We start from the raw sequence: 17,683 nt of genomic DNA, 5'->3' as shown, positions 1-17,683 counted from the left end.
CAGCATGGTTTCGAAGATCCTCATAGCCAACCGCGGCGAAATTGCGCTGCGCGTCCTGCGCGCCGCCAAGGAGCTTGGCATTCCCACCGTCGCCGTGCATTCCACGGCGGACGCGGACGCCATGCATGTGCGCCTCGCCGACGAAAGCGTATGCATCGGCCCGCCGCCCTCGCGTGACAGCTACCTCAACATCCACCAGATCGTTGCGGCCTGCGAAATAACAGGTGCGGACGCCGTTCACCCCGGCTACGGCTTCCTGTCGGAAAACGCCAAGTTTGCCGATATCCTTGACGCGCACGGTATCACCTTCATCGGGCCGACCGCCGAGCATATCCGCATCATGGGCGACAAGATCACCGCCAAGCAGACGGCGCAGGAACTTGGCATTCCCGTGGTTCCCGGCTCCGATGGCGAAGTGAAGCCTGAGAACGCGCTGGAAATCGCACGCACGATCGGCTTTCCGGTCCTCATCAAGGCAACCGCCGGCGGCGGTGGTCGCGGCATGAAGGTGGCGAAGACCGAGGCCGATCTGGAAGAGGCCGTTGCGACTGCCCGCTCCGAAGCGGCAGCAGCATTCGGCAACGACGCCGTCTACATGGAAAAGTACCTCGGCAAGCCACGCCATATCGAAGTGCAGGTGTTCGGCGACGGTGAAGGCAATGCCATTCATCTCGGAGAGCGCGATTGCTCGTTGCAGCGTCGCCACCAGAAGGTGCTGGAAGAAGCCAATTCTCCGGCTCTGACGGTTGAACAGCGCATGAAGATCGGCGAGATTTGCGCGAGCGCCATGCGCAAGCTGAAATATCGCGGTGCCGGCACCATCGAGTTCCTTTATGAAAACGGCGAGTTCTATTTCATCGAAATGAACACGCGTCTGCAGGTGGAGCATCCGGTCACGGAAGCGATTACCGGCATGGATCTCGTGCAGGAACAGATCCGCGTCGCATCGGGTCAGGGCCTCTCGGTCACGCAGGCCGATATCGAATTTCATGGCCACGCCATCGAATGCCGTATCAATGCCGAGGACCCGCGCACCTTCGTTCCCTCGCCTGGCACGCTGACCTATTTCCACACGCCGGGCGGCCTTGGTGTGCGCGTCGATTCGGGCGCATATCAGGGCTACAAGATCCCGCCCTATTACGACAGCATGATCGGCAAGCTCATCGTTCACGGCCGCGACCGTGACGAATGCATTCGCCGCCTGCGTCGGGCGCTCGACGAATTCGTCGTCGACGGCATCAAGACCACGCTGCCGCTTTTCCAGGATCTTCTTCAGAATGAGGATATCCTGAAGGGCGATTATGATATTCACTGGCTGGAAAAATATCTGGCCGGTGACGCGTCTCACTAAGACGATATGGCTGGGCGGCGCAGCAGAAATAACGACATAACGGTCGATATCCTGCTGCGCGCCTATTCCGCCGGCCTGTTTCCGATGGCCGATTCGGCTGACGATCCCGAGCTTTTCTGGGTCGAGCCGGAAGTGCGCGGTATCATCCCGCTCAATTCCTTCCACATTTCCAAAAGCCTCGCCAAAGCGATGCGCAAGAAGCCATTCGACATACGCTTCAACACCGCTTTCGAGGCTGTCATGGCGGGCTGCGCCGCAGAGGCGCCGGACAGGCCAAGTACCTGGATCAACGCCACCATTCGCAGGCTTTATAGCGAACTGCATCAGATCGGCCATGCCCATAGCGTCGAGGCCTGGGAAGGCAAGGAGCTTGTCGGCGGCCTCTACGGCGTTTCGCTGGGAGCGGCATTCTTTGGTGAAAGCATGTTCTCCCGTCGCACCAATGCATCGAAGATTTGCCTCGTGCATCTGGTGGAGAGATTAAAAGCAAGCGGCTTCGTGCTGCTCGACACTCAATTCACGACGGAGCATTTGAAAACGTTCGGCGCCATCGATGTGCCGAAGCTTGAATATGCGAAAATGCTCGACGTCGCCGTCAATCGGCCGAGTCTGCAATTCTAGACGTTACCTTGGGTTATTTGCTTGCCGTAGAGGGAGCAGGCACTTCCGAGTCCTGTTTGCAACCCGTCAGCCATACGTCATAGATCGGGTGTTCCACGGCGTTGAGGCCGGGGCTGTCGGCGAACATCCAGCCGGTGAAGATGCGACGGATTTTACGGTCGAGGGTGATTTCATCCACTTCGACAAATGCGTCGATCTTCTGCGCTTCCGTCTGGTCGCGCGAGTAACAGACCTTCGGCGTGACCTGAAGCGCGCCGAACTGCACCGTCTCATCGATATAGACATCGAAGGACGTGATGCGGCCCGTGATCTTGTCGATGCCGGAAAAGACCGCTACGCGGTTTTCAAGCCGGGCGGCGGAGACGGGCGAAATGAGGAAGGCAGCAGAAACCGCCGCGAACAGCGTCACCGTTAGCGCACGCAAAGAACGGTCCCGCGTGATTTTCCTCATACGATGTGTCTCCAAAATTTGCCTGTGTCGGGACGCCGACCGGATCAACGCCTAAGGGCGGAATGTGGCAAAAACCGGTGAGGCCGGATGCATGCGCGGCGTTTTGCACAACACCGCGCATCGCGATAGCTCAGTTGCCGGGTGTCCAGGCGTCGTAGTCGCCGGTCACACGCGGGCGCTCCCCGGCCACAGCCAGCGAGCCCTGAGGGCGATAGGCCTTGGACGAGCCTGTAAGGTTTGGCTGATGCGGCTTCTGCCACTCGCGCGCAACGTAGCTTTCCTGGCTCGGCGGAACGTCGGTGCGGTAATGCATCCAGCCATGCCAGCCGGGCGGAATGGCAGAGGCCTCAGCGTAGCCGTTATAGATCACCCAGCGGCGTGGCATGCCCCAGGAGGTGGTGCCGCCTTCGTAATAGGTGTTACCCAACTCGTCCTGCCCCACCTTCTTGCCGAAACGCCAGGTGTGAAACCGCGTTCCGATCGTCTGGCCGTTCCACCAGGTGAAGATTTGCGTCAGGAGAGTCTTCATTCTACGTTCCTCAGGCTTGAATGCGCCGCAGCGATTTTCCGTGCACGGCACAAGACATGCTTATGCCGCCCCTCACGCCAATTGTCCAGCATTTCAAGATATATCCGTGCTATTTCAGCTTCATCCTGAAGCCAAGATGCCGCTTCTCGAAACCCAGCCGCTCGTAGAAGCGGTGCGCGTCCAACCGGGCCATGTTGGAGGTGAGCTGCGCGGCTTTCAGGTCCTGACGGCGGGCTTCATCAAGACAATAGTTGATCATCACCGCGCCGATGCCGCGACCGCGCATGTCGGCCCTTGTCTGCACCGCTTCGATGACCATAGACTTGGCCCCTCGCCCGACGAGCTTGGTGAGGATCGCCGTCTGAAAGGTGCCGACCACCTCGCCATCCAGTTCGGCGACGTAAAGCGTTTCGCTCGGCGAGGCCTCGATTGCCCGGAAGGCGGCAAGATAATCGGGCTGTGCCGATTCGTCCGCCGTATCGCCGTGGCCGCCGATCTCGTCAGCGGCAAAAATGGCGGCGAGCGCCGGCAGATCGTCTTCACGGGCCGTTCGAATTATCAGATTTTCCAGGGTCGCGTTCATCGGGTCAGGCTCTTTTCCATCACGATGCCGGGCAGCCCCTCGATACCCGCCATGCGCTCGATTCGGTCCACCTCGACAAATCCGACGCCTTCATAGAAGTTGATTGCGACAGTATTTTTGGGCTCAACCTCAAGCCGCATGATTTCCGCGTCGGGAAAGCAGGTTTCTAGCTCTGCGAAGAGATCGCGGCCGACACCCTGCCGCTGTAAATCGGGCGCCACGTAAAGCTGGTGCAACAGCGCCGTCTTCGCCATCTTGGTCGACATGGAGCCGTAAGCCATGCCGCCGATCCGCTTGCCGTCATCGGCGACGAGGAACTCGCCGCCCTTCTTTTCGACGCGGTCTTTCATGGCCTGCGGCGAATGCCAGGCTGCGATCAGCTGGTTGACCTTATCCGCGCCGTAGATAGTGTCATAGGTCGCGTGCCATGTCGTCGCGAGCAGCGCCCGGACTGGCTCGATGTCACGCAGGCTGGCTGTGCGGATGAAAAACATGATCTGGCTCCGTCTTGAAACAGAAATGCCGGGCGTTGATCCCGGCAGAAGTGATGTCAGTCGCCCTTGCTGGACGTCATCCTCTGGTTTGCCCCACCGTGTGGCTTAATCGGAATAATCCGGACTAAAACCATTACTTCCGTCATGCCGGTCCCCGGAACAAGCCCGAGGATGATCCGGCATCCAGCCGACTCGCGTCTGCGCGGTGAAAAGAGTCTTTTCAGCCCAAGGACTTGGGCTGGCTGGATCCCGGCTCAAGGCCGGGATGACGGAGACCCTCTGCCGTTACTCGAGCGGGAGGCAGCCGTCGCTTACTCTTCCTCGATACCGAGCTTCGCTTTCACCAGCGCCTGCACCGCCTGCGGGTTGGCTTTGCCGCCCGTCGCCTTCATGACCTGGCCGACGAACCAGCCGGCGAGCGTTGGCTTCGCCTTGACCTTCTCGACCTGATCCGGGTTGGCGGCGATGATCTCGTCGACGGCCTTTTCGATGGCGCCCGTATCGGTCACCTGCTTCATGCCGCGGGCCTCGACGATTTCAGCCGGATTGCCGCCCTCGTTCCAGACGATTTCAAACAGGTCCTTGGCGATCTTGCCGGAGATGGTCTCGGCCTTGATCAGATCGATGATGCCGCCGAGCTGTTCGGGCGACACCGGCGTCGTCTCGATGTCCTTGCCGGACTTGTTCAGCGCGCCGAGCAGGTCGTTGATGACCCAGTTGGCGGCAGCCTTTGGATCGCGTCCGGCGGCGACGGCTTCGTAATAATCGGCAATCGCCTTTTCTGAGACCAGAATCGAGGCGTCATAGACCGACAGGCCGAGATCGGCGACGAAACGGGCCTTTTTGTCATCAGGCAGTTCCGGCAGATCGACCTTCAGCGCCTCGACGAAGGCATCATCGAATTCGAGCGGCAGCAGGTCCGGATCGGGGAAATAGCGATAGTCATGCGCGTCTTCCTTGGAGCGCATGGACCGCGTTTCGCCCTTACCGGGATCGAACAGGCGGGTTTCCTGATCGATGACGCCGCCATCTTCCAGAATGGCGATCTGGCGACGCGCCTCATATTCAATCGCCTGACCGATGAAGCGGATGGAGTTGACGTTCTTGATCTCGCAGCGCGTGCCGAAGCCTTCGCCCGGACGGCGCACGGAGACGTTGACGTCGGCGCGCATGGAGCCTTCGTCCATGTTGCCGTCGCAGGTGCCAAGGTAACGCACGATGGAGCGCAGCTTGGTGAGATAGGCCTTCGCCTCATCCGACGAACGCATGTCCGGCTTGGAGACGATTTCCATCAGCGCCACGCCCGAACGGTTCAGGTCCACGAAGGACATGGTCGGGTGCTGGTCGTGCATCGACTTGCCGGCGTCCTGCTCCAGATGCAGGCGCTCGATGCCAATCTCGATATCCTCGAAATTGCCCTGACGGTCGGGACCAAGCGAAATGGTGATGGTGCCTTCGCCGACGATCGGATCCTTGAACTGCGAAATCTGATAGCCCTGCGGCAAATCGGGATAGAAGTAGTTCTTGCGGTCGAAGATCGAGCGATTGTTGATCTTGGCCTTGAGGCCGAGACCGGTGCGCACCGCCTGCTTCACGCATTCCTCGTTGATAACAGGCAGCATGCCTGGCATGGCGGCATCGACCAGCGACACGTTGGAATTCGGCGCGTTGCCGAAAGTGGTGGAGGCGCCGGAGAACAGCTTGGAATTGGAGAGAACCTGCGCATGCACCTCCATGCCGATCACGATTTCCCAATCGCCGGTGGCGCCGGGAATGAAGCGTTTCGGGTCGGGGGTGCGCACGTCTACAAGGGTCATCTGAAGCTCACGATATACGGGTTCTTTGGCCTTGGTGGGTAGAACAAATGAAGCGCTGGCGCAAGACATCTTGCACCCCGTCGCGCGACGGCCGGAATTTTCGAAGACATCGGATACGCGTTTTTTACCCTTACAGGTTTCAATTCACGCCATGCAAACGATCGCTCTCTGCTTTCTGGCTTATATCGCCTTCAATCTCTTCGTCTTTCTTGTCTATTGGTGGGACAAGGAAGCGGCGAGGAATGGCGGATGGCGTATCCGGGAAAGCACGCTGCTTTTGCTCGCGCTCGTGGGTGGCAGTGCGGGCGCGATCTCGGCGCAAAGGTTGCTGCGGCACAAAACCCGCAAGGAACCGTTTCGCAGCAAGCTGATATCGATCGTCATCTTGCAGGCGGGCCTCGTCGCATCGCTCCTCATCACGCCGGACTGGCCGATGCGGCTGATGGCCACTCTACAAACCCTGTTTCAGAACGCCGGCCCGTAAAGACCACTCTCGACCTCAGCCAGTTGCTTCTGCAGGCCCACCGATTGCACCTCGCGGTCCAGCTTCGGCGCATAGGAAACCGAGAGCCAGCGAATGCTATAGCCATGGTAGCGGAAAAAGGCGACGGCCGGTTCATTCTGGGCATGGGTTTCAAGCCGTATGGTCTCGAAGCCCTTTTCCTCTATCAGTCGTTCGATGTCGCCCAGCAGGCGGCTGCCGACGCCCCTCCGCTGAAACTCCGGATCGATCCAGAAGTCGGAAATCGCCTCGTCAAAATGCTCCCGTGCGGCCCAACCCGCAACCGCGCCGCTGAATTCCGCCACGCGAATTGCAAGCCAGGACGAGCGGGTGAAATTGGAAAAGGCGCTCGCCGCATTGTCGTAAAGCGTCGGTGTGATGCCGAGAGCCGCGGTTGCCTGCCGCCACGCCCTGAGGCCGATGGCCGCCAGAACCTCCGCTTCCTGCTCATACGCGTTGCGAATGACGATCAAGCCGCGCCCTCCTTGGCCGTTTGAAGTAAACCATTGCGGGTGCGATTCGACCAGCGTGGTTTTCCCGCTCCCTGCGGGACTTGACCGCGCCGGTTTGGCCCATTAACCAAAAGGAGCAAGAACGGAGTTTTTATGTTCGCTCAATCGGAGTCCCGGTAAAGGCCCTGCCCGCAAGTTTCTTGCGCGCCGGGCCAAATGAAACCGAGCCGGATGCCCTAACGGCACCCGGGTTTGCTTTCACGCGTCTAGAAGACGCCGACCGGACTTCCAACAATGGACATTTCCCGCGCCGAACAGCGCATTCTTCACCTGCTCGCCCAGGGCGGAAGAATTGAACTCGTTCGAGACGACGCCCGCAAAATTGAAAAACTTTCGCTCTTCACGCGCGAAGGATGGATTTTCAGCGGCCTCGATCTCCTCACCTTCCGCAAGCTGAAACGGAAGCGAGCCATCGCCTCCTCCGGTGGCAAGCCCTACCGCATTACCACGCGCGGGCTGGAACTTGTGAGGGGTGAGCTGGACAACCGATAAACTGACCGGGCGGCGGCAATGCCGTCGCCCGGCAGTTCGCCACGCGGCATCGACGGTCACAAATTATAAGAGAGCATTTGCTCCAGCTTCACCTTCTCAAGTTCGACTTTCATGATGTCGGACCATTCCATGCCGCGCCAGACGATCTGAAAGCCGCAACGCTGGTAAAGGCCTATGGCGGCGCGATTTCTCGCATGGGTGTCGATGGTGGCAAGCGGCAGGCCCGCAGCCCGCATCCTGGCGAGAAAGTGGAGGATCAGCGCTTTGCCAATCCCCTTGCCCTGCCAGTTCGGGTCCACCCACAGATCGGAAATATGATGAGGCTTGGCATCGCAAGCGCCCCAACCGGCGACAACACCGTCGATTTCGGCCACAACGACATCACCAGTCGGAGACTTGGCGAAGCTTTCGAATTCGCCCCTCACCCGCTCGATGACATGGGAATCGAGATAGGCGGCGTCGAAGGCTTCACCGGCACGCCATGCGGCAAAACCGACAAAGCCGACCGCATCGCGATCGGCTTCGTTCATCTGTCTGAGCTTGAGACTGCTTACCACCACTTGGCAGGCGTGAACTTGCCCGCTGCCTGCTCGATGGCGTGGGCCGTCTTGAACAGCGTTTCTTCTTCGAACGGCTTGCCGATGAGCTGCAGGCCGAGCGGCAGGCCCTTGCCATCAAGACCAGCAGGCACCGAAAGGCCGGGAAGACCGGCCATGTTGACGGTGATGGTGAAGACGTCCTGCAGGTACATCTTGACGGGATCGGAGGCGAGCTCCTCATCACCGACAGCGAAGGCGGAAGACGGCGTGATCGGCGCCAGAATGGCGTCCACACCCTCGTGGAAGACGTTTTCGAAGTCGCGCTTGATGAGCGTGCGGACCTTCTGCGCCTTGAGATAATAGGCGTCGTAATAACCGGCCGAAAGTACATAGGTGCCGACCATGATGCGACGCTGCACTTCCTTGCCGAAACCGGCGGCGCGGCTCTTTTCGTACATGTCGGCAATGTCCTTGCCGTCGACGCGCAGGCCGTATCGGACGCCGTCATAACGGGCAAGGTTGGACGAGGCTTCTGCCGGTGCGACGATGTAATAGGCGGGAAGCGCATATTTGGTGTGCGGCAGCGAGATGTCGACCACCTCGGCACCGGCGTCGCGCAGCCATTCGACGCCCTTGGCCCAGAGCTTTTCGATTTCGTCAGGCATACCGTCAACGCGGTATTCCCGGGGGATACCGATCTTCAGCCCCTTCAGCGACTGGCCGATAGCCTTTTCGTAATCCGGCACAGGAAGGTCAACCGAGGTCGTGTCCTTGGCGTCGACGCTTGCCATGGTCTTCAGCAGGATGGCCGCGTCGCGCACGTCGCGGGCAATCGGGCCAGCCTGATCGAGCGACGAGGCGTAAGCGACGATGCCGAAGCGCGAGCAGCGGCCGTAGGTGGGCTTGATGCCGACGGTGCCGGTGAAGGCCGCCGGCTGGCGGATGGAGCCGCCGGTATCGGTTGCGGTGGCGCCGGCGCAAAGATGCGCGGCAACGGCTGCGGCCGAACCGCCCGAGGAGCCGCCAGGCACCAGCTTCTGCTCGGAACCATTGGCGCGCCACGGGTTGATGGCCGGGCCGTACCAGGAGCTTTCATTGGAAGAGCCCATGGCGAATTCGTCCATGTTGAGCTTGCCGAGCATGACGGCGCCCTGATCCCAGAGGTTCTGGGTGACGGTGGATTCGTATTTCGGCTTGAAGCCATCGAGGATGTGCGAGCAGGCCTGGGTATGAATGTCACGCGTTGCGAAAAGGTCCTTCACGCCGAGCGGAACACCTTCCAGCTCACCCGCGGAACCGGCAGCAATACGGCCGTCGGAGGCTTTCGCCATCTCGCGCGCCTTTTCGGGCGTCGTCGCCACATAGGCGTTCAGCGCACCGTTGGCGGTGTCGATGGCGGAGAGATAGGCGTCGGTCAGCTCAAGGGCGGAAAATTCTTTCGCCTTCAGCTTCTCGCGGGCTTCGGCAATGGTCAGGCTCGTCAGGTCGGTCATGGTCGGCAACGGCTTTCGAAAATCTCGGAAAAATCGGTCGGCAAGATGGATCGATTACTCGACCACTTTCGGCACCATGAAGAAATTGCGATCGGTCGCGGGCGCGTTGGCGACGATGTCGTCCGCCTTGTCGCCATCGGTCACCTCGTCGGCGCGCTTCTTCATCGCCACCGGCGTTACCGACGTCATCGGCTCGACGCCATCCACATTCACTTCCGAAAGCTGCTCCACGAAACCGAGTATGCCATTCAGCTGGCCGAGCATGTTCTGTGCTTCGTCTTCAGTGACAGCGATACGGGCAAGGCGCGCAACACGCTTTACGGTGGCGAGATCGACGGACATGGTTTTACTCCGATGGGATATTTCCCATTCGCTATAATGACCATGTCCGTCCTTCGCAACGGTAGAAAGCATGTCGCGGCTAACTCGGCGGCGGTTTTGCGCTCACGACATGCGGCGTTGACGCTTAGAAGGACAGGACGTCGCCCGCCCTGGGTGTGTGGACGCGCGCTTCGGCGCCTTCCATGCCGGCCACGAATTTCTCCGGCGTCTGGTCGATTATCGGGAAGGAGCCGTAATGGCAGGGAAGCACGTGCTGGAACTTGAAGAAGCGCTGGCAGGCAAGCGCCGCCACAGCTCCACCCATGGTAAAGCGGTCACCGATCGGCACGAGACCGATATCAGGCTGATGCAGTTCATTGATGAGCTTCATGTCGGAGAAGATATCCGTATCGCCCATATGGTAGACGGCCGGACCGTCCTCGAAATGCAGCATCAGGCCGTTGGCATTGCCGAGCGAATGGGAAACGCCATCCTCGGTGATCTGGGCGGAGGAATGCAGCGCATTGGTGAAGGTAACCGAGAAACCGTCAAAATGAACGGTGCCGCCGGTATTGCCCATATCGACCTTCGCAACGCCCTTGGCGGAAAGCCACGCGGCTAGATCGGCATTCGCCAGCACGGTCGCACCCGTCTCGCGGGCAAGCTGCACGGTATCTCCGACATGGTCGCCATGGCCGTGGGTCAGCAGAATATGGGTGACGCCTTCGGCTGCAGACTTGCCATCCTGCCCTGCAAAACCGGGGTTGCCGGTGAAAAACGGATCGATGAGAATCTTCGCGCTGCCGTTTTCCAGACGGAAGGCGGAATGGCCGAGCCAGGTAATTTTCATGGGAAGTTCTCCTTTGTATTGCCGGTATAATATGACATAGGACGGCCTGAACAACCGCACTACCTGTATTTAAGAGGGGCGACAATGGCCGCTGACAATGACGATTATGTGTATGACGAAGCGACCGGCGAATGGCGCCCTGCTTCCGAACTGGCCGCAGAAGCGGCACGCGCGAAGGAAGTGCGCGATGCAGCAGGCAATGTGCTCGCGGATGGCGATTCCGTGACCTTGATCAAGGATCTGAAGGTCAAGGGCACCAGCACCGTCATCAAGCAGGGCACGGTCATCAAATCGATCCGGCTGACCGATAATCCGGAAGAAATCGATTGCAGGCATGATGCGGTGAAGGGTCTGGTGCTGCGCACCGAATTCGTCCGCAAGCGATAAGGACAGCACGCGACATGGCAACACTCACCATCGAGGAACTGGCGGCAACGCTTCAGCCCGCGCAGGCAATTGCCGGCCTCGACCTTGGTACGAAAACCATCGGGCTCGCCATGTCGGATCTGTCGCGGCGTTTTGCGACACCGCGCCCCGTCATCAAGCGCGTGAAATTCACGCTGGATGCGGAAGTGCTGCTGGCCTTCGCTGAAAAGGAAAAGGTCGCCGCCTTCATTATCGGCCTGCCGATGAACATGGACGGCTCCGCCGGGCCCCGCGTGCAGGCAACCCGCGCTTTCGTGCGCACCATGGGCGAAAAAACCGCCCTGCCCTTCGTTTACTGGGATGAGCGGCTTTCGACCGTTGCGGCAGAGCGCGCTCTTCTCGAAATGGATGTGTCTCGCGCCAAGCGGGCCGAACGCATCGATTCGGCGGCGGCGAGTTTCATTCTTCAGGGTGCGCTGGACAGGCTTTCCGCACTCACCCGCGCGGCCGACTGACGGCCCTGCCACCAGGCGTAAATCTGCCTGCGCTTGCGGAAACCGAGAATCGCAAAAACGATCAGGCTGTCGACCGCAATGGCACGCGCCACCAGCGGCGGCAGGCTTTCCGGCGGAAGTCCGAGAATATTCCCGTATATCTCGAAGACGAGATCGTGGGTCTGACGTGTGAGCATGTAGAAGCCGAAGCTCATGTCGTAATAGGAAAGCCAGTACCAGCTGCCCAGCAGCGCGACAGGACCGGCCCAGAGGATCAGAAACCACTTCATGCCGCCTGCCCCCGCACAAACAGTGTATCGGGGATGCCAGCAAGCACCGCCCAGCGCGCCACGGCCATCAGGCAGAGGTTCAGCGCCGGCACGTCAATATCCAACGGCAGCATAGCAAAAAACGTCATCATGACGCCCAAAGCTGTCCAGCGGCTCACTTGCGGCTCCCTTATGCGCAATCATTGCGCATGGTTAACATTTCGTTAATCCACACTGGACCGGCCGCGATGGAGAGGCAAATGAAAGCTGTTATTATGGTTAACGGCGGGCGGCCGGCATGTGGAAAACAACGTGACCGGCTGAACGGACGGACGCGCCGAGCGGTTGCCGGCCCAGTAAGAACATGGCTGATTTTTCTTTAATGCCCAGCTTCCAGCGCGGCTGCCTGGGCCCGTGTCTGAGACCGGTTCAGCCGTAAACGCCCCGCACCAGCCTTTTTACGGCAGTGGCGATCTTGTCCCAGTCCCGATCCGATTTGAGCGCAACACCGGCAAACTGGCCGCTGGTGGCGGCGGAAATCACGAGGTGCTGGATGGCGGCGAACAGCACGGCATTGACGGCGGCGGTATCAACACCCTTCGGCGCCGCCAGCGAACCGCGCATGCGCTCCAGCCATTTGCCAAGCGACTTGGCACGGGCTTCCGCCAGCTGGCGCACCTGCGGCGAGCCGTCGGAAACTTCCCAGGCGATGATCTTGCAGACAAGAGGATCGCTGCGCAGCGCATCCATGAAGTAGAGCGCCAGCTTTTCCATCAGATCACCATAGGTCAAAAGGAACATGCCGCCGGTATCTTCCGAAATGCGATCCTTAACCCAGGATCCGAGATCCTCACCGATCGCCTCAATCAGACCATCGAGGCCGCCGAAATAACGGTAGATCAGCTGCTTGTCGCAGCCGGCACGGCGAGCAACGGCATTGATCCCGAAGCCCTGAAATCCCTCTTCGGCAAGCAGCGACCGCGCCGCATTAAAAATCGCCTTCTCGGTCTGAGCGCGATCCTTGATGCGCTTTTCCGGTCTGTCGGCTGAAATCGCCTCTGCGGTCGCCAGCATGATTCCCTACCCGTTTTCTGAAAGCCTGACTACAGGGGTTAACAAAGCATGAAGGCAAGGACAATGTGATCGGAAGATTGGACGGAAGGTTCCTGTGGATGACGTGGCGGGGCCAACAATATCGCCCCGCATTCTCAGCGTGAGCCGCTCACTCCAACCCCATGCCAAACCACACGCTGCCGGGGGTTTCGTGGCTGTCCAGACGCTTGAAACCTCGGGTTTCCCAGAAACGCATTCCAGCCAGGTTGCGTTCGCTGGCGCCGAGATGGATGCCGTAGACGTTGTTCTGTCGGGCCATATCCAGCCAGCGCGACAGGAGCCGGGTGCCGCCGCCCTTACCCTGCGTGCGTGGCAAAAGGTTCATGTGTATGTGGGCGGGGAACGGATCTGTGAGCCAGGCCGGGGTGCGGCGTGGGTGATGAATGAAATGGGCGCGGCGCTGGTCGGCGTCCCATGTCTGCTGGTCGCCCCCAGGATCGGCATAGATGGCGCGCAGATGCGGCCACCATTCCCGCTCCAGTCGCTCTTCATGCAGGGCTGTATCGAGCGCGCCGACGATGTAACCGCAGACGCCTTCCTCATCCTCGGCAACGAATATAGCATCCGGCCACAGATGCAGATAGGGCACGGAATAGATATGCCCCACCATGCGGCCATCGTTGTAAAGTGGCGTGGCATCCTGCCCGGCATCGCCGGTGGCGAGGCTTATGGCATAGAGCGCGTCTTCATCCTCGGAACGAGCGGAGCGAAAAGTCAGCATCGGCCGCCATCCTCCATTGCCGCGCCTCGATGTGCGAAGCTATCGTGACAGACAAGAATACGTCCTAGGCCATTGCTGTTTTTCAAATCCGAGACCCCTCCCGCCGGAACTGTAAAACCTTCATCCGCATCCATCGCTCAAGCTGCAGGCGGATAAAGAAGATCGATTATATAAGTCGGATCGAAGCGGGAATCGAGCATGCCGTAAGTATGCCGCCAGCCACCGGCAAGCCGGGTTTCGAGGAAGGCATCGGCAATCTTGCCGGCGCCGAGGCGGCAAAGCTCGGCGGCAGCGGCCGCAAGCGCGAACTGCTCCACCAAAAGGCGAGCCGCACCCTCGTCGCGCTCGGCAAGTGCGATTGCCGCGCGCAGCACGTCCGTTGTCTTCTTGCCAGCAGGTCCGAGGTCACGCTCCAGCGTCTGGAAGACGAGATCGAACAGGTCCTTGCCACGCTGGAGAACCCGCAGGACATCCAGCGCCATGACGTTGCCGGACCCTTCCCAGATGGCATTGACGGGCGCTTCGCGATAGTGGCGGGCAATCGGCCGCTCTTCCACGTAACCATTGCCGCCAAGGCATTCCATGGCTTCGTAGATGAGCGCCGGCGCAATCTTGCAGCACCAGTATTTCACGATCGGCGTCATCACCCGCGCATAGGCGGCCTCGGCCGGATTGTTGCGGGCGGCATCAAAAGCACTCGCCAACCTAAAGGACAAGGCGGTCGCCGCAGCGACGTCCAGCGCCATGTCGGCAAGCACGCGCGTCATGATCGGCTGGGTGACCAGCATCTTGCCGAAAACGGAGCGACCGCGGGCGTAGTGCACGGCTTCGGCAAGCGAGGCGCGCATCATGCCGGCCGACGCCAGCGCGCAATCGAGCCGCGTCAGCGTCACCATGTCGAGAATCGTGCGAATGCCGCTGCCGGGATCGCCGAGCAGATAACCGAAGGCATCGGTGAATTCGACTTCGGCCGACGCATTGGAACGATTGCCGAGCTTGTCCTTCAAACGCTGGAAGTACAGGCCGTTTTTCGAACCGTCCTCGAGATAACGCGGCACGAGGAAACAGCCCATGCCGTCACCCATCTGGGCCAGCATGACAAAACCATCGCTCATCGGCGCAGACAGGAACCATTTGTGGCCGGACAGGCGATAGATGCCCTCGCCCACCCGCTCGGCGGTGGTGCGGTTGGCGCGCACATCCGTGCCGCCCTGCTTTTCCGTCATGCCCATGCCGATGGTGACGGCAGTTTTCTGCAAGGCCGGCTTCTGTGCGGAATCATATTTGCGCGAGAGGATCTTCGGCGCCCATTCCTTCTGCACACGCGGAGACGCCATGATGGCGGCAACGGAAGCGCTGGTCATGGTCAGCGGGCAGAGATGACCGGCTTCCAGCTGCGAGGTCAGGTAGAACTTCGTCGCGCGGGCCTTGTGCTCGTTACCGCGCGTGTCGGGCGAGTTTTCCCACACGCTGGAATGCAGGCCCGAGGACATGGAACGGCGCATCAGCGCGTGCCATGCCGGGTGGAATTCCACCTGGTCCAGACGCTCGCCCCGCGGGCCGTGGGTGTGCAGCTGCGGCACGCCCTGGTTCGCCATACGCGCCAGTTCCTGCGCCTCATGCGAGGTGACATAGCGGCCGATCTGATCGAACTCGTCCCTCAGATTGCGTGACAGGCCGGAGGTCAGATCGACGATCAGCGGATCGGATCGATAGGCGTTGATACCGGACCAGAGGCTGGGCTGGTTCAGTTCGGCGAGCTGTTCTTCTGTCCGGTTCATGCCTGTCATTCGCATCCTTCTATCGGGATTCGTGCTTTATTGCGTGTATATGCCAAAACCCGGCTTATCGCATGCTTGCCCGCAACGCCACCTGTCTTTATAGACCCGTTGACTATTGCGACCCGGAGGACAATTTCCATGGTCTTTTTTCCCCATCGCCATCTCCTCGGCATCAAGGGGCTTTCCCATCAGGATATTACCCTGCTTCTCGACAAGGCCGATGAGGCGGTGAAAATCAGCCGCCAGCGCGAGAAAAAGACCTCGACGCTTCGGGGCCTGACACAGATCAATCTCTTCTTCGAAGCTTCGACGCGGACGCAATCCTCCTTCGAACTTGCCGGAAAGAGGCTTGGTGCAGATGTGATGAACATGTCGGTCGGCAACTCCTCGGTGAAGAAGGGCGAAACGCTGATCGACACGGCGATGACGCTGAATGCCATGCGCCCGGATGTGCTTGTCGTGCGCCACTCCTCGGCCGGTGCCGCAGCGCTTCTCGCCCAAAAGGTCGCCTGCTCCGTGGTCAATGCCGGCGACGGCCAGCACGAGCACCCGACGCAGGCGCTGCTCGATGCGCTGACCATCCGCCGCGCCAAAGGTGAGCTTTCAGGTATCACCGTAGCGATCTGCGGCGACGTACTGCACTCGCGCGTTGCCCGCTCCAATATCATCCTTCTCAACCAGATGGGCGCGCGGGTTCGTGTCGTCGCCCCGGCCACGCTTCTTCCTTCGGGCATTCGCGATATGAGCGTGGAAGTTTTTCACGATATGAAGGAAGGGTTGAAGAATGCCGATGTGGTGATGATGCTGCGCCTCCAGCGTGAGCGCATGTCCGGCTCCTTCGTTCCTTCAGTGCGCGAATATTTCCATTATTACGGTCTGGATGCCGAAAAGCTGAAGGCGGCCAAGGAAGATGCGCTTGTCATGCATCCCGGCCCGATGAACCGCGGCGTGGAAATCGCCTCCGAAGTGGCCGATGGCCCGCAGAGCGTCATCGAAAGCCAGGTTGAAATGGGGGTCGCCGTGCGCATGGCCGTCATGGAAACCCTGCTTGTCTCGCAAAATCAGGGTGAGCGCGTATGAGTGCCGTTACCGTTCTCAAGAACCTCCGCATCGTCGATCCCTCCCGTAATCTCGACGAGAACGGCAGCATCGTCATCGGCGCCGATGGTACCATTCTTGCTTCAGGAAAAGACGCTCACAATCAGGGTGCGCCCGACGGTGCGACGGTGCGCGACTGCAAGGGTGTCGTGGCCGTTCCGGGTCTGGTGGATGCCCGCGTCTTCGTGGGTGAACCCGGTGCCGAACACCGCGAAACCATCGAATCCGCATCGCGTGCGGCAGCGGCCGGCGGCGTCACCAGCATCATCATGATGCCTGATACGGATCCCGTGATTGATGACATCGCCCTTGTCGAATATGTGAAGAAGACGGCGCGTGACAAGGCAATCGTCAATGTGCATCCGGCAGCCGCCCTGACCAAGGGTCTGCGGGGCGAGGAAATGACCGAATTCGGCATGCTGAAGGAAGCCGGTGCGGTGGCCTTCACCAACGGCCGCAAGGCGCTGTCCGATACGCTGGTGCTGCGCCGCGCCATGACCTATGCCCGTGAACTCGGCGCTGTCATCGCGCTCGAAACCCGCGACAAATATATCGGCGGCGGCGACATGAACGAGGGGCTTTTCGCGAGCTGGCTCGGCCTGTCAGGCGTTCCCAAGGAAGCCGAGATCATTCCGCTGGAGCGTGACCTGCGCATTGCCGGCCTGACGCAGGCGATCTACCACGCCGCCAAGATTTCCGTGCCGGAATCGGCAGAGGCGATCCGGGTTGCGCGGCAGCGGGGCGTGAAGGCCACCTGCGGCATCTCGATCAATCACCTGACGCTCAATGAAAACGATATCGGCGAATATCGCACTTTCTTCAAGCTCTCCCCGCCGCTGCGTGCCGAAGACGACCGCAAGGCAATGGTGGAAGCGCTGAAGGACGGCACCATCGATATCATCGTCTCTTCGCACGACCCGCAGGATGTCGATACCAAGCGCCTGCCGTTTTCGGATGCTGCGAGCGGTGCGGTCGGGCTCGAAACCATGCTGGCGGCGGCGCTGCGTCTCCACCACAGTGGTGAAGTTCCGCTGATGCGGCTTATCGATGCGCTCTCCACCCGCCCGGCTAAGATTTTCGGTCTCGATGCAGGAACGCTGAAGGCGGGTGCCAAGGCCGATATCACCCTGATCGACCTCGACGAACCGTGGCTCGTGGCCAAGGAACAGCTGGTCTCGAAATCCAAGAACACGCCGTTTGAGGATGCGCGGTTCAGCGGTCGCGCCATCGCCACTTATGTGGCTGGCAAAGCCGTTCATTCCTTGGCATAAGATCATCAACAGATC

At 60.2% G+C, this 17,683-nt stretch carries 23 protein-coding genes; 8 read left to right on the top strand and 15 right to left on the bottom strand.

The window, feature by feature from the left end; genetic code table 11:
- Positions 1-4: 4 nt before the first annotated feature.
- Together accC and aat are read left to right on the top strand one after the other, a co-directional pair.
- Positions 5-1,351 carry an acetyl-CoA carboxylase biotin carboxylase subunit gene (accC, locus tag EGT36_RS13300; RefSeq protein WP_004441425.1) on the top strand — a complete coding sequence of 449 codons (1,347 nt, stop codon included), beginning with the start codon at positions 5-7 and terminating at the stop codon, positions 1,349-1,351.
- A 6-nt stretch (positions 1,352-1,357) separates the two neighbouring features.
- Positions 1,358-1,972, top strand: coding sequence for a leucyl/phenylalanyl-tRNA--protein transferase (gene aat / locus EGT36_RS13295; protein WP_022556056.1), 615 nt, complete (start codon positions 1,358-1,360; stop codon positions 1,970-1,972).
- 13 nt (positions 1,973-1,985) lie between these two features.
- On the opposite strand, the gene EGT36_RS13290 is transcribed toward aat, so the two are convergent.
- The 5 genes from EGT36_RS13290 to gatB form a co-directional block, all read right to left on the bottom strand.
- Positions 1,986-2,423 carry a DUF2155 domain-containing protein gene (locus EGT36_RS13290; protein ID WP_004441417.1) on the bottom strand — a complete coding sequence of 146 codons (438 nt, stop codon included), beginning with the start codon at positions 2,421-2,423 and terminating at the stop codon, positions 1,986-1,988.
- A 130-nt stretch (positions 2,424-2,553) separates the two neighbouring features.
- On the bottom strand, positions 2,554-2,952 hold the full coding sequence (locus tag EGT36_RS13285; protein WP_004441414.1) for an NADH:ubiquinone oxidoreductase subunit NDUFA12: 399 nt from the start codon (positions 2,950-2,952) through the stop codon (positions 2,554-2,556).
- Positions 2,953-3,061: 109 nt separating this feature from the next.
- Positions 3,062-3,535 carry a GNAT family N-acetyltransferase gene (locus EGT36_RS13280; protein WP_037089102.1) on the bottom strand — a complete coding sequence of 158 codons (474 nt, stop codon included), beginning with the start codon at positions 3,533-3,535 and terminating at the stop codon, positions 3,062-3,064.
- Positions 3,532-4,029, bottom strand: a complete 498-nt coding sequence (locus tag EGT36_RS13275) for a GNAT family N-acetyltransferase (RefSeq protein ID WP_125270458.1) — start codon at positions 4,027-4,029, stop codon at positions 3,532-3,534. The genes EGT36_RS13280 and EGT36_RS13275 overlap by 4 nt, the downstream gene beginning before the upstream one ends.
- 311 nt (positions 4,030-4,340) lie before the next feature.
- Positions 4,341-5,846: an Asp-tRNA(Asn)/Glu-tRNA(Gln) amidotransferase subunit GatB gene (gene gatB, locus EGT36_RS13270; protein WP_037089250.1), complete on the bottom strand. Its 1,506-nt coding sequence runs from the start codon at positions 5,844-5,846 to the stop codon at positions 4,341-4,343.
- Positions 5,847-5,997: 151 nt separating this feature from the next.
- Here gatB and EGT36_RS13265 point away from each other — a divergent pair, with 151 nt between their 5' ends.
- Positions 5,998-6,330: a DUF1294 domain-containing protein gene (locus tag EGT36_RS13265; RefSeq protein ID WP_034496217.1), complete on the top strand. Its 333-nt coding sequence runs from the start codon at positions 5,998-6,000 to the stop codon at positions 6,328-6,330.
- Here EGT36_RS13265 and EGT36_RS13260 read toward each other — a convergent pair.
- Entirely contained in the window at positions 6,312-6,821 is a 510-nt protein-coding gene (locus tag EGT36_RS13260; RefSeq protein ID WP_037089100.1) for a GNAT family N-acetyltransferase, read from the bottom strand. The two genes, EGT36_RS13265 and EGT36_RS13260, sit on opposite strands and share 19 nt — an antisense overlap.
- A 273-nt stretch (positions 6,822-7,094) precedes the next feature.
- Here EGT36_RS13260 and EGT36_RS13255 point away from each other — a divergent pair, with 273 nt between their 5' ends.
- The gene (locus EGT36_RS13255; protein WP_006698014.1) at positions 7,095-7,352 is read left to right on the top strand and encodes a YjhX family toxin; all 258 of its coding nucleotides are present in this window, start codon (positions 7,095-7,097) and stop codon (positions 7,350-7,352) included.
- 56 nt (positions 7,353-7,408) lie between these two features.
- Here the strand turns inward: EGT36_RS13255 and EGT36_RS13250 are convergent, their stop codons facing one another.
- The 4 genes from EGT36_RS13250 to EGT36_RS13235 form a co-directional block, all read right to left on the bottom strand.
- On the bottom strand, positions 7,409-7,912 hold the full coding sequence (locus EGT36_RS13250; RefSeq protein ID WP_341769525.1) for a GNAT family N-acetyltransferase: 504 nt from the start codon (positions 7,910-7,912) through the stop codon (positions 7,409-7,411).
- Complete coding sequence (gene gatA, locus EGT36_RS13245; RefSeq protein WP_037089097.1) at positions 7,903-9,384, bottom strand: Asp-tRNA(Asn)/Glu-tRNA(Gln) amidotransferase subunit GatA; 1,482 nt, start codon at positions 9,382-9,384, stop codon at positions 7,903-7,905. The genes EGT36_RS13250 and gatA overlap by 10 nt, the downstream gene beginning before the upstream one ends.
- Before the next feature lie 54 nt (positions 9,385-9,438).
- Positions 9,439-9,726, bottom strand: coding sequence for an Asp-tRNA(Asn)/Glu-tRNA(Gln) amidotransferase subunit GatC (gene gatC, locus EGT36_RS13240; protein ID WP_004441400.1), 288 nt, complete (start codon positions 9,724-9,726; stop codon positions 9,439-9,441).
- 124 nt (positions 9,727-9,850) lie between these two features.
- Positions 9,851-10,555: a metal-dependent hydrolase gene (locus tag EGT36_RS13235; protein WP_004441396.1), complete on the bottom strand. Its 705-nt coding sequence runs from the start codon at positions 10,553-10,555 to the stop codon at positions 9,851-9,853.
- 84 nt (positions 10,556-10,639) lie between these two features.
- Between EGT36_RS13235 and EGT36_RS13230 the strand changes: the two genes are divergently transcribed.
- Both EGT36_RS13230 and ruvX read left to right on the top strand, forming a co-directional pair.
- Complete coding sequence (locus tag EGT36_RS13230) at positions 10,640-10,942, top strand: zinc ribbon domain-containing protein YjdM (RefSeq protein WP_022556051.1); 303 nt, start codon at positions 10,640-10,642, stop codon at positions 10,940-10,942.
- Positions 10,943-10,956: 14 nt separating this feature from the next.
- A complete protein-coding gene (ruvX, locus tag EGT36_RS13225) occupies positions 10,957-11,436 on the top strand; it encodes a Holliday junction resolvase RuvX (protein WP_006698011.1) in 480 nt (159 codons plus the stop codon).
- Here ruvX and EGT36_RS13220 read toward each other — a convergent pair.
- From EGT36_RS13220 to EGT36_RS13205, 5 genes are all read right to left on the bottom strand, one after another.
- Positions 11,388-11,705, bottom strand: a complete 318-nt coding sequence (locus tag EGT36_RS13220; protein WP_004441389.1) for a DUF6105 family protein — start codon at positions 11,703-11,705, stop codon at positions 11,388-11,390. The genes ruvX and EGT36_RS13220 overlap by 49 nt on opposite strands.
- On the bottom strand, positions 11,702-11,863 hold the full coding sequence (locus EGT36_RS30510; RefSeq protein WP_004441388.1) for a hypothetical protein: 162 nt from the start codon (positions 11,861-11,863) through the stop codon (positions 11,702-11,704). The genes EGT36_RS13220 and EGT36_RS30510 overlap by 4 nt, the downstream gene beginning before the upstream one ends.
- A 250-nt stretch (positions 11,864-12,113) precedes the next feature.
- Positions 12,114-12,758: a TetR/AcrR family transcriptional regulator gene (locus EGT36_RS13215; protein ID WP_125270456.1), complete on the bottom strand. Its 645-nt coding sequence runs from the start codon at positions 12,756-12,758 to the stop codon at positions 12,114-12,116.
- 148 nt (positions 12,759-12,906) lie between these two features.
- Positions 12,907-13,518 carry a GNAT family N-acetyltransferase gene (locus EGT36_RS13210; protein WP_037089095.1) on the bottom strand — a complete coding sequence of 204 codons (612 nt, stop codon included), beginning with the start codon at positions 13,516-13,518 and terminating at the stop codon, positions 12,907-12,909.
- 137 nt (positions 13,519-13,655) lie between these two features.
- Positions 13,656-15,308, bottom strand: coding sequence for an acyl-CoA dehydrogenase family protein (locus EGT36_RS13205; protein ID WP_037089093.1), 1,653 nt, complete (start codon positions 15,306-15,308; stop codon positions 13,656-13,658).
- Between the two features lie 129 nt (positions 15,309-15,437).
- Here EGT36_RS13205 and EGT36_RS13200 point away from each other — a divergent pair, with 129 nt between their 5' ends.
- The gene (locus EGT36_RS13200) at positions 15,438-16,379 is read left to right on the top strand and encodes an aspartate carbamoyltransferase catalytic subunit (RefSeq protein ID WP_003502441.1); all 942 of its coding nucleotides are present in this window, start codon (positions 15,438-15,440) and stop codon (positions 16,377-16,379) included.
- Positions 16,376-17,668 carry a dihydroorotase gene (locus EGT36_RS13195; protein ID WP_006698009.1) on the top strand — a complete coding sequence of 431 codons (1,293 nt, stop codon included), beginning with the start codon at positions 16,376-16,378 and terminating at the stop codon, positions 17,666-17,668. The genes EGT36_RS13200 and EGT36_RS13195 overlap by 4 nt, the downstream gene beginning before the upstream one ends.
- The last annotated feature ends 15 nt before the right edge of the window (positions 17,669-17,683 follow it).

Source organism: Agrobacterium sp. FDAARGOS_525 (genome assembly GCF_003938925.1).
GTDB classification, from domain to species: Bacteria; Pseudomonadota; Alphaproteobacteria; order Rhizobiales; family Rhizobiaceae; genus Agrobacterium; species Agrobacterium pusense.
This window is presented reverse-complemented; position numbering and strand designations above follow the sequence as displayed.